Source organism: Chitinophaga sancti, from assembly GCF_034087045.1.
GTDB classification, from domain to species: Bacteria; Bacteroidota; Bacteroidia; order Chitinophagales; family Chitinophagaceae; genus Chitinophaga; species Chitinophaga sancti_B.
The window spans coordinates 4,444,857-4,457,292 of sequence record NZ_CP139247.1 but is presented as its reverse complement, the minus strand read 5'-3'; the positions used below and the strand labels follow the sequence as shown (position 1 = coordinate 4,457,292).

The 12,436-nt window shown below is 45.3% G+C and carries 7 protein-coding genes; 3 read left to right on the top strand and 4 right to left on the bottom strand.

Annotated features, from left to right (window positions below):
* Positions 1-7: 7 nt before the first annotated feature.
* From SIO70_RS18140 to SIO70_RS18125, 4 genes are all read right to left on the bottom strand, one after another.
* Positions 8-2,125 (bottom strand): bifunctional aldolase/short-chain dehydrogenase, encoded by a 2,118-nt coding sequence (locus SIO70_RS18140; RefSeq protein ID WP_320572973.1) that lies wholly within the window; start codon positions 2,123-2,125, stop codon positions 8-10.
* A 31-nt stretch (positions 2,126-2,156) separates the two neighbouring features.
* Positions 2,157-3,212 carry an L-rhamnose/proton symporter RhaT gene (rhaT, locus tag SIO70_RS18135; protein WP_320572971.1) on the bottom strand — a complete coding sequence of 352 codons (1,056 nt, stop codon included), beginning with the start codon at positions 3,210-3,212 and terminating at the stop codon, positions 2,157-2,159.
* 396 nt (positions 3,213-3,608) lie between these two features.
* Positions 3,609-4,076 carry a DUF6934 family protein gene (locus SIO70_RS18130; RefSeq protein ID WP_320572969.1) on the bottom strand — a complete coding sequence of 156 codons (468 nt, stop codon included), beginning with the start codon at positions 4,074-4,076 and terminating at the stop codon, positions 3,609-3,611.
* A gap of 144 nt (positions 4,077-4,220) precedes the next feature.
* Positions 4,221-5,729 (bottom strand): glycoside hydrolase, encoded by a 1,509-nt coding sequence (locus tag SIO70_RS18125; protein ID WP_320572968.1) that lies wholly within the window; start codon positions 5,727-5,729, stop codon positions 4,221-4,223.
* Between the two features lie 177 nt (positions 5,730-5,906).
* On the opposite strand from SIO70_RS18125, the gene SIO70_RS18120 reads away from it, so the two are divergent.
* The 3 genes from SIO70_RS18120 to SIO70_RS18110 all read left to right on the top strand — a co-directional run bounded on the left by SIO70_RS18120 (position 5,907) and on the right by SIO70_RS18110 (position 12,428).
* On the top strand, positions 5,907-6,818 hold the full coding sequence (locus SIO70_RS18120; RefSeq protein ID WP_320572966.1) for a helix-turn-helix domain-containing protein: 912 nt from the start codon (positions 5,907-5,909) through the stop codon (positions 6,816-6,818).
* A gap of 204 nt (positions 6,819-7,022) precedes the next feature.
* Positions 7,023-8,054 carry an efflux RND transporter periplasmic adaptor subunit gene (locus tag SIO70_RS18115; protein WP_320572964.1) on the top strand — a complete coding sequence of 344 codons (1,032 nt, stop codon included), beginning with the start codon at positions 7,023-7,025 and terminating at the stop codon, positions 8,052-8,054.
* An 18-nt stretch (positions 8,055-8,072) separates the two neighbouring features.
* A complete protein-coding gene (locus SIO70_RS18110; RefSeq protein ID WP_320572962.1) occupies positions 8,073-12,428 on the top strand; it encodes an efflux RND transporter permease subunit in 4,356 nt (1,451 codons plus the stop codon).
* The last annotated feature ends 8 nt before the right edge of the window (positions 12,429-12,436 follow it).

Sequence of the window (12,436 nt, the reverse complement as noted above, 5' to 3'; positions counted from 1 at the left end):
GGGTTGTTTATCTTACAAATGCTGTCGCCACACCGCCATCCACATTCACCACATTTCCGGTTGACTTGTTCAGCAAGCCACCAGTCAGTGCGAAGCAGGCGTTGGCTATATCCTCAGGTAATATGATCTGATTGAGCAGGGTACGTTTTGCGTAGTAACCAGGCAGTTCTTCTACAGAGATGCCATATGCTTTGGCACGACCTGCAGCCCAATCCCCTTCCCATATTTTACTATCAGCGATCACAGCATCAGGGTTGATTACGTTTACACGGATATTGTCTTTTCCTAATTCAGCGGCATTGAGGCGGCTCAGGTGTAGCTGTGCAGCTTTAGCAGAACCATATCCCGCATTGTTAGGACCACTCATGAGGGCGTTTTTGCTTACGATGTTCAGCACATCGCCACCCATGTCCTGTTTACGCATGATTGCTACACCAGCCTGCGTAACGAGGAACTGACCTTTTACCAGTACATCATACAGCAGATCCCAGTCTTTTTCGGTATGTGCTTCCAGTGGTTTGGAGATAGACAGACCAGCGCAGTTTACCACGAGGTCTACCCCACCAAATGCCAGGGCGCCTACAGCGAATGCTTCATTGATATCAGCAGATTTAGTCACGTCGAGTATAGCTGCAGCAAATACATCGGGGCCGTATTGGTTCTGGAATTCGACTTTTGCTTTTTCAAGACGGCCGGCATCGTTATCATTGATGACAACGCAGGCGCCTTCGTCAGCGAATTTCTTAGCAATTGCTTTACCGATACCACCAGCGCTGCCTGTTATCAGGGCAATGCGACCAGATAAAGCTTTCGGCTTAGGCATACGTTGCAGTTTTGCTTCTTCGAGCAACCAGTATTCTATATCAAATGCTTCCTGGCGGGGTAAGGCGGTGTATTCAGAAATAGCTTCTGCGCCTTTCATTACGTTGATAGCGTTGATATAAAATTCAGCAGCTACGCGGGCAGTTTGTTTATCTTTTGAAAAAGTAAACATACCGATACCAGGATAGAGGATCACTACCGGATTAGGATCACGTAGTGCGGGGCTGTTATCATGACGGCAGGTGTTGTAGTACTCAGTATACATCTGGCGGTAAGCTGCAAATGCAGGCTCCAGTTGTTGTTTTACAGTAGCTGCGTCATCGAGTGATGCCTGTGGATCCAGGTCCAGCACCAGCGGACTGATTTTAGTACGCAGGAAGTGGTCAGGACAGCTGGTACCCAATGGTGCCAGTCGGTCGAGGTCGTTGGAATTAATAAACTCCAATACGCGCGGATCATCGGTAAAGTGCCCGATCATACGGGTATGGCCGGAGCAAAGTCCACGTAAAACAGGTGCCAGTGCAGCGGCTTGTTTTTTACGTACTTCAGGAGCGGCAGGAGTACTTTTAGCACCACCGAATACAGGGCGTTTTTTGTTATAATTATCTTCGAGGTAAGAAGCGCAACGCTCAATTACTTCGAGGGTATTGATATAGCTTTCGTAGGCGGTATCCCCCCAGGTGAAGAGGCCGTGAGAGCCGAGCATGATGCCCCTGATACCCGGGTTCTCCTGCAGACATTGGCGGAGTTGAAGGCCGAGGTCGAAGCCGGGGCGCTGCCAGGGTACCCAACCGATGGTGCCGTTAAAGAGCTCCTGTGTGATGCGTTCACCGTCTTTGGCTGCTGCGATAGCGATGGCAGCATCCGGATGCAGGTGATCGATATGTTTAAATGGCAGGAAGCCATGCAGGGGAGTATCGATAGAAGGGGCTTTGGATTTAAGATCGTAGATGCAATGGTTGAAGAGTTCTACCATTTCATCTTCCATCTGAATGCCTTTGTAAATATTTTCGAGGCTGTGGAGGCGGTCTACGTACAAAGCGGCGAGTCCGCTACGTTTGAGGGTGCCGAGGTCACCACCCGAGCCTTTTACCCACATCACTTCTGTTTGTTTTCCGGTAAGCGGGTCTTTGGCCATGGCTTTGCAGGAAGTGTTACCACCTCCGTAATTTGTTAAGCGAAGATCTGCGCCCAGGAGGTTAGAGCGGTAGATTAACAGGCCTACTTCGTCACCAGCCAGTGCGGCGGCCTTTTCCTCATCCCATAAGTAGCTTACGTGCTTGAAATTTACAGACTGAATCATGTATGTATGTTTAAATATTTTGTCTCTATTATTATCCTAGTGAATTACCATACCCCACCAGCAACACTGAAATCATAATTGTCAATACACCTGCCAGGATAGTTTTAAACGTCGCTGAACTCACGCCTTTCCATTCTTTCAATGTAATTCCCCACAGGCTGGAAATCATAATGATAAATGCCATATGCAATATCCAGGAACTGGCGCCATTCCCCAGTTTGCTCTCGCCCATTCCATAAAAGAAGAACTGGAAGAACCAGGTCGTGCCGGCTATAGCAGCAAAGAAATAATTGCCTGCCAGCGGCGTTTTCTTATTGGTATAATCGCTGAAGGTTTTATTACGTGCATTCAGCAGCAAACACCAGAACAGGTTGGTGGTTAAACCGCCCCAGAGCAGCACCACGAAAATGACGTTGTTCTGGAAGAGCGGGTTGCATCCCTGTTGGATCGCAATGGCAGCCATTGGCTTTCCTGCTTCGATACCGAAGTTGAAACAGGCGCTGAGGATGCCTGATACAGTACCTACGATCAATCCTTTCTTCAGATTAAACTCAGATATGCTCTCTTTCTTCTCATCATCTGACAGTTCATTTTCTTTCATCATCCCGGCTTTTCCACAGATGGCGATACCGAATAAACAAACGACCACACCGGCCAGGACGAGTTGTCCGCTGATGTGATGGATCATGGATGAAAAAGTATGGGCTGTGTCACTGGTGAAAAGATCCCTGTAAATAGGCGGGATCAATGCACCGAAGGCGGAAGTGTAGCCGAGGGCTACAGACATTCCAAGAGACATTCCCAGGTAGCGCATGGTAAGACCGAAGGTGAGACCGCCGATGCCCCATAATACGCCCATTAAATAAGTCCAGAATAGTGTAGTGCCATCAGTGGCGCGGATGATGCTGAGGAAGTCGGGGATGGTGATCCATGCAGCAAGGAAGGGCACGATCAGCCAGGAAAAGAATCCGCCTACTATCCAGTAACTTTCCCAGGCCCAGTTTTTAACTTTTTTAAATGGGATGTAAAAACTGCCCGAGGCAAAGCCTCCGATGAAATGAAAAAATACACCAAGAATAGCTTGCATAAATAGTGGAATTGTGGTTTTTATCTAGTTTAACAGTGGAATTTGAATAGTGGCTGCACTATCTGATTTTTCAAATGTAGGGAATGGGGTTGGGGCAACTGTCCTATACATTCCTATTGGAGAGAAAAGACGAAAATAAAAACCCCATTAGCGCATTGGTTTAAATGTGCTAATGGGGGTGTTGGTTGGTTTTTGAAGGGAATTTAATCTTTCCAGATGATTTCACCCCAGGGGAGTGGATGTTCCTTCAGAATACGTATGGCCCTTTCATTTTTTTCTTTAAAATAAGGGCTATTGTTAATAGCAGCTTATTGTTCCGGGTTCATTATTAAAATGCCCGGTTTGGGGAATTTACTACAATATTCCTCCCAGGTAAGTGGTACTTGTTTAGTCATGTTATTCAATTTTATAGTTTTTCTTTTTGGCCATAAATGCCGTATAATTCATTCCTTTCCTGAAATACTCCCAGCCCATGGGAGTTCTGCCTAGAATATCAAATTGAGAGTCAATCTCCGCTTTGTTTGCATTTATGCCCATTTGATATAATCTATTTCTGGCGGGTGTTCCTCCTATAGCAAGAATCATTGCATTACCCCAATGCCTGAAAATATTGAAAATAGTATTTGCTACTGTTGCTAAAACCTTACTTCTATCTCCATTATTGGAAGTAATGCTATCATTAAACTCATTCGGACTATCATCAGCATCACCAAATCCTAAATTTAGAATTGGAGTTCCATCAGGTAGCCGTCCTACTTCAAAGTATTTGATCGTCTTGCTAATCGTCCCATTTGGCCCCAGGCTTTCAAATGTGAACGTGGTCCGGTCTTCGTTGGCTTCGTATAAATACTTCTCTATGTTCATCCTCCAAATCTATATCTTCCCCCCATTACTTTTCTGTTCATTCCTTGTTCATTTCTCCCAAACCCTCCACTACTCACACTTTTACTCAAAAACAAAGGCTCGTAAAACCTTGTTTTACGAGCCTCCAAATATCTACTACTCTTCCTACTCCATCACCACCGTCACCACACTTCTCCCCTTCAGTTCAATCGGTTCATTCCCTGCACGAACTTCATGCAATTTCATATCCTCCTGCTTACTGGTTTCATAATACCTCACCTTCTTTACCTTTCTTCCCTTCACCTCCGTATTCACTAAAACGGCCTTCTCCCCATAATTCACACACACCAACACCACCTGTTTCTTACTTACAAATGCACTCACCAACACATTCTCATCCCCGCTCTCCGCCATCACCCTCTGCATTCCCGGCCTTACGAATCGGCTATACTGTCCCAGCGCCCACAAATTCTTTACCGCCGTCACCGTACCATCTTTATACGTTTTATCCTTTGGATGCAATGCCACCAGATAATACCTTGTATCCATATCTGCCTTTCCCGGCTCCCAGCTATTCCAAAACTGCCATGCCGCAGCATTTCCATACACAAAATCATCATGCATCACTTTCGCGAGGAACAACGCACAATCCATAGCCGTACGCGGCCCATCATGCCCATCTTTGTATCCGTCTGCCAACATGGAATACTCCGTTTGCCAGTACTGCAGGCCATATTTAGATGCCGTATCTGCCACATGTTTACGAATCGCTCTCCTGCTGCTATCGCCTTTATCTGTAAAATAACTATGCCCACCAATAATAGCCGGTACATGAGAAAGCCTGTAAACACCACCGGCTTTCAATGCCTGTATCTGGTGCGAAGCCGATCCTTCCTGCGCATACAAATACTCCAGGTGCCCTGCTTCGGAAAGTAATATCTTCGTATTGGCACGCACCCTATTAAGTGCAGTATCTAACGCCCCTGCAATTCTTATCACCTCGCTATTTGTCCACGCAGTCCCCTCCTGATCCGCATCCATATATGGATGACTCCAATCCCACTGGGGTTCATTCACAGGACTGATATAATCAAAATGTAATCCTTCCTTATCAAAATGCTGATACACATTTGCTAAGAATGCCGCATATGCATCATACTGATCCACCTTCAGATTAGATCGATGATCTTTCTCCGTCTTATACCCCAACCCATTTTGGTTCATCCATACCGGTGGCGTATTCGAGAATGCGATCAATGTCTCTACCCCATACTCCTTCGCCTTTTTCGTAAACCAAAGATACCCCAACTGCTTAGACCAGTCATAGGTGCCATCTGGTTTCAAAAAACACTCCGCCCGCTTCCTGAAATCCTTTATTCCACTACTATCCCCCTGCTCCGCGGTACCACCACCAATATTAAACCGCCAGCTGGAAAGCCCGATCCCCTCCGGCGAACCATCCTTCTTAAATCCCTTACTAAAGAGCCAACGGGCCATCTGCTCCCGTATCTCCGGCGGCCAATATTTACCGATCCCCTCCGAAAACCAGGCACCTGAAGAACCTATATTATCTATTACCTGCGCCTTTTTATTGACATCAATTGTAATGTGCTGCTGGGCATGGGCAAAGGCAGCCGTCATGAGCAGCATGATTGTAAAGCGAGACCGTTTCATTTATTTTAACATGGATTCAAAACAAGGTAGGCATATTATTTTTAATTGTCAATCAGACAATGAAAATTTACCGGAATCAAACCGACTTTTAGACCAGTTTTGCCGACTATTGAACCTTTTGGTTTAAATTTATAATCAGAACTTTACATCCGGATTCAAAGACCACAATTATGAAGCATGACAGGTAAAAAACAGGGAGCGAATGTTTACAAACATTCAGAACTCGTGCAGGATACAGAAATTGACTTGAAGTCAACCGTACCCGGGTTTGCTGTCAACTGCAATCTCCGGTTCATGGACATCCCTGCGTTGCGGAACAATTTCCGGTCTGACTTCCTGGGCATCCTCCTAGTTGTAAAAGGTACACTCACTATCTCCATCAACCTCGAAGAGCATATTTTGCAGCCTAACAGCCTCCTGCTCGCCGCCCCACACGCATTGAAACAGGTGATTGCAATGGATGACAATGCCATCCTCTGCGGTATCTCTGCCACCATAGATTTCATGAGCAAGATTTTCGCCGATAAGCTACTCGATCTTATGAACTACTTTAGTACGAAATATTGTCCTCATTGGCAACTGGAAGATAAAGATGCTACCACTATTGCCAACACCTTCAATTTGCTCCTACATCGTACTGAAGAATACAATACTCATACCTACGGTAAGGAACTCTTCTATCATGCCTTTGCCAGCCTACTGTACGAACTAGGCGGTATGGGACAGAAATATGCAAGGATCAACCATGCCGACTTTTCCCGCAAAGAAAATCTTGTCATGGCATTTACCTCGCATGTTCAACAGCATTTCAGACAACAACGCAATGTACAGGCATTTGCAGAACAGCTGCATGTAACACCGAAATACCTGACTGAAACCGTCAAAGAAATCAGCGGAAAAACAGCAGGAGAAATTATTGATCACTTTGTGATACTCGAAGCCAAACGCATGCTTAGCGACACGACACTCAGTATCCTTCAAATAGCAGAAGAACTGAACTTCAGTGATCAGTCATTCTTCGGAAAATACTTCAAACGATTCGTCGGCCACTCGCCTAAAGAGTACAGACAGATTCAGCGAAAATACTAAAGGTTAGTGTTACAACACAGTGTAACAGTTGTAGGTTTAAGGAATGGCCGGAATAATCATATTCCGGCCTTGTTATTTATTTCAACTATAAATAATGAACCGACATTCAGACCATTTTTACCGATTTTCTAACCTTTTTCTCCGCCTTATTACACCCACCTTTGCCATGTGAAATCATCTGTTCAATTTTCAATTACCAATTTTATGACATTGATTGTAAGGCAGGCATCTTTATTTCTAATGGTGATCCTGATGGCTGGCTGTGGCACCAAAGCCGATAAGCAACCACAGTCCGATCCGGTTAAAGTAAAAACCATTCGCATTCAAAAGGATCCGCTTCCTCACCAGTTAAGTTATTCCGGTACCATCGAACCTGACAACACCGCCGACATCGGTTTTGCTGTAGCCGGTACCGTTAATAACATCAGTGTGCAGGAAGGCGACCATGTGCTACAGGGACAACTGCTGGCCAGTATCGATGCCACTGAATACAACAATGCACTGGCCATTGCAAATGCCTCCCTGGACCAGGCTGAAGACATGTACCGTCGTCTCAATGACCTTTACCAGAAAGGAAGTCTGCCCGCCAAAGATTATATCGAGATAAAATCTAAACTCGCACAGGCACAAGCCAACAAAAGCATTAATGCCAAACACATTGCAGATAGTAAATTATACGCACCCATCTCCGGCATCATCACTGCACGAAAGATAGAAAAAGGCAGTACCGCCGCTCCCGGTATTCCTGCATTCACGATTATCAAAACTGATATCGTCACCGCAAAGATCACTGTACCCGAAACTGAAGTAGGCGCTATCCGCAATGGTATGGATGCCAAGGTATACATTCCAACACTTGAGGACACCATTCCCGGCAGGATCACTATCATCAATCCACAAGCCGATGCTGTTTCCCGGACATATACCATCAAAATAAAACTGGCCAATAGCAATAACCGGCTGTTACCCGGCATGCTCACAGCTGTATATATCAATACAGGCAAAACCGTCAACACCATCTCCATTCCTGCTACCGCCATTGTCAGAGATGCAGACGACCTCACTTATGTATACATCGCCAATGAACAACACAAGGCCATCCGCAAAAGGATCACCGCAGGTCTGCTCACTGGCAGTAATGAAGTGATCATCACCAACGGTTTACAGGAAGGCGATCTGCTGATCACAAACGGACAATCACACCTCAAAGATGGAAGCACCGTGACGGTTGAATAATCATTTAAACAAGGCTAAATGAAAAGACAAAGAATCAGCTTCATTGAAGCTGCCATGAAATATAAACAGGTGACGCTGGTAGCCATGGGTATGCTGCTCCTGCTGGGACTCTATGCCCTCCTGAATATGCCCCGTTCGGAAAATCCAAAGATTGATATGCCTGTCGCCATGGTATATGCCTTCTATCCGGGTGCCGACGAAGTACAAACGGAGAAACAGGTAACGAATAAAATCGAACAATTTCTTTTCTCCTTCGAAGAAATAGATAAGAAGAAAACAACCTCACAAACGAAAGACGGACAGGTATTTATTACCGTCAACCTGCATACTGAAGTTAAAGACCGTAAGAAGTTCTGGAGCACTTTACAACACGGCCTTAATACAACACTCAAATCAAATATTCCTTCAGGCGTTATTGGCCCTGTAGTCAACAGCAACTTCGGCGATGTAACAGCACAGATCATTACCGTTTCCTCTCCCATCCGCAACTATGCAGAACTGGAGAAGTACATGGATAAAATTGAAGATGGTCTTAAAGTTATTCCTGAAGTATCCAAGATCAATCGTTCCGGTGGACAGCAACAACAGATCTATGTCACTATAAATGATGAACAGTTGCAACAATACGGCTTTGACCTGTCTACTATTGTACGCACATTGCAAATGGAGAACGTGACCGGTTATTCCGGAGAAGTAACTGTCAATTCCAATACCATTCCGGTATTTACAAACAGCCAGTACAAAACAGAGAAAGATATTGCTGAACAGATCATCTATACCACCCCTACCGGTACCATCGTAAGACTGAAAGATGTAGCGACCATCACCCGCAGGTACGAAGAACCATCTTCATACATTCGTGTAGGCAATGACCGGGTATTGATGCTGGGCATCGAAATGCAGCCCGGTAATAATATCGTGCAGTTTGGACATACTATAGAAGAAAAGCTGGCCGCAATCAAATCCAAATTACCTGACGATATCCAGATCAACACCATCGTCAATCAACCCGAAGTAGTGGATGAAAGCATCAAACACTTCATGCGTGAATTTGGATTGGCCATCGGTTCTGTAATACTCGTTGTAATGTTACTCCTGCCCTTCCGTGTAGCAGCTGTAGCTTCGGTTGCAGCGCCTATTTCTATCCTGATCACGTTTGGTCTCATCAATATCATGGGTATTGAATTGCACCAGGTTACACTGGCAGCACTGATCATTGTATTGGGTATGGTCGTGGATAATGCCATTGTGGTAGTAGACAATTACATTGAAAAACTCGATGAAGACATTACTCCATGGACGGCTGCCTGGCAGGCAGCAAAGCAGTTGTCTTTGCCCATTTTTACTGCTACACTGGCGATCGTGTTTGCATTTGCACCCCTGGCAATTTTTATGTTTGGCATCGCAAAAGACTTTATCGCAGCCCTGCCGGTAACGGTAGCTGTCGCACTCATTACCTCTATGGCAGTGGCTTTGCTTGTGACGCCGTATACCTGTTATGTTTTTATCAAACAGGGATTAAAGCATAGGATGAACAACAGGAGTAATAAACGTAGTCTTTTAGACAGATTGCAGGAGACTTTCAATAAAGGAATTGAAATCGCTTTCCGCTTCCCTAAGATCACTGTATCTGTTGCTGTTCTGGCGCTGGTGCTGGCACTGGTATTAGCAGGTAAAGTCAGCCAGGAATTCTTTCCGCTGAGTGAAAGTAAACAATTCAATGCAGAGATATGGATGCCCAACGGCACCTCTCTGGAAGAAACAGAAAAGGTGGTGAAGGCAGTCGAAACAGAACTTAAGAAAGATAGCCGCGTAGTGAATACAGCCAGCTTTATCGGCACCAGCTCTCCCCGTTTCAATGTAACTTATGCACCTGAGATGCCAAGACGCAATTTTGCACAGGTCTTCATCAATACAGTGAGCAGTGACGCGACAAATGAACTGGTGGCAAAATACCTGCCCATCTTCGATAAATTTCTTCCGGATGGTTATGTACGTCTGCGTCAGTTAAGTATGCAGGAAGGCTCACCTATTGCTGTACGTATTGTAGGTGAGGATCTGAATGATCAAAAAAAAGTAGCAGAACAGGTAAAAGATATCTTACAACATGCTGAAGGTACGAATTGGGTACGCTCCGATTATGAAGATGACTATCTTGGTATCAGCCTGAAGATAAAAGAGGAGGATGCTGCCCGTCTCGGTATACCCAATCAGGCCATTACCCAAACTTTGGGAGCAGGTCTGAAAGGTTTTGCTGTGACACAATTATGGGAAGGCGATAAACCCATAGATGTTTATCTTCGGTTAGATACTGCCAATAGAACGAATTTCAGTGACCTGGGTAATCTGCATATCAATAAAGTTCTGTTAAAACAGGTAGCTGAGATCGCGCCTTCCTGGCACACCGGTGTCATTGCACATAAAAACGGATTACGTACCCTCACCGTACTCTCCGAAGCACAATGTGGCATCAGGGCGTCCGATATTTTAAAGAAAGTACAACCAGCTATTGCAAAATTATCCCTCCCGGATGGCGTGCATATCGAATATGGTGGTGATGCAGAATCCTCTGCAGACAATGCTCCGGGCATGGGTTTAGCATTAGGCACCAGTCTGTTATTGATATTACTTACACTGCTCTTTCAGTTTAAAACTTTTGGTAAGACACTGATCATTCTTGCTACTTTCCCATTGAGTTTATTAGGCGCTTTTTTAGGACTGTACATTACCGGGAATCCTATGGGTATGACTGCCTTTATGGGTATTATCAGTCTGATTGGAATCGTTGTAAGAAATGGTATCATCCTCGTAGATTATGCAGATGAATTAGTAAGAGATCATCACTATAGCATTAAGGCCGCTGCACTCGCCACAGCCAAACGACGTATGCGCCCGATATTCCTGACCTCTGCAGCAGCAGCGATCGGGGTCGTTCCAATGATCGCTGGCAAATCACCGTTATGGGCACCATTAGGGAGTGTATTGGCTTCAGGATTGATCGTATCTATGGTACTGACATTATTCGTCATACCGGTCTTATATTATTTATTCGTACGTCATCCGAACGAGACGACAGGCACACCGGATATTCAATACAAACCAGCCAAAACGGCCTTAATGATAATAGTCCTGATTTGTAGTCCGTTCTTTTTGCACGCGCAATCAGTCAAGCTTTCTCTGGAAGATGCCCGCAAAATGGCACTGGAACAAAACAGGCAAATGAAGGCGGCACAATACGAAATAGATGCCGCCAAAGCAGCCGCAAAATCAGTTGCTGCCAATGCATATCCTACTATAGACGGGTCTGTCACAGGCGTTTACCTGGGCAAACCAATCGGAGGTGCACTGAATGGTTTGATCCCCGATTATTTTGGTAGTGCCATGGTGACCGCTTCAGAAGCCATCTATGCGGGTGGTAAGATCAGGACAGGCAAAGCAGCTGCCGACAAAGGCGTTGAGATCAAAGAAACACAACGTGTGCTCACCAGCTCGCAGGTATTACTCAATGTAGAAACTGCCTACTGGCAGGTGATACAGGTGCAGGAGAAGATCATACTCGCCAACCGCTTCAGAGACATGCTGAAAGTACTCCACCAGGATCTTCAAAACTCTTATGATGCAGGTCTCATTTACAAGAATGACCTGTTAAGAGTGGATGTCAATCTGAATGAAGCGGAACTCAATATTACCAAAGCAGAAGACGGCCTGGTACTCGCTAAATTACGTCTTGCACAACTCACCGGTATGGCAGGCAACACAAGCTTTATCATTGCAGACAGTATCTCAGGCGATTTTCAGACACAATCATTACAAAGTAATGGAAGCGATAAAAGACCGGAGATTCTCTTATTGAATCAGGCCATCGAAGCTGGTCAACTGCAAAAGCAGCTCCTGAAGGCAGAATCACGCCCCACTATAGGTGTTGGTTTCAGTGGGCTTGCCACCGCCGGCAAAGGTGTCAATCTTAAAGACGGCAGTGATTTCATGGGCTCCTATTTTGGATTAGCCAGTATCAGCGTGCCCATTTTCGATTGGGGTAAAAAATCCGGAAAAGTCAAAGAACAAACCCTGAAACTTGCTGCACAGCAGCAACAACTCATTGACACGAAAGAACTGGTAGACCTGGAAATACAACAGGCTTACCTTGCACTGAATCAGTCTTCCCGCAAGGTAAATCTCTCCCTGCTCTCATTACAACAGGCAGATGAGAACCTGAAACTCGCCAATGACCGCTTTGCAGCAGGTACCATTACCGGCAAAGATGTACAGGAAGCTCAGGTCATCTGGCAACAGGCATACAGCAGTCTCATTGATGCAAAAGTGGAATACAGGATTAATGAAGCCAGTTACAAAAAAGCAACAGGTAGTTTATAATACACATA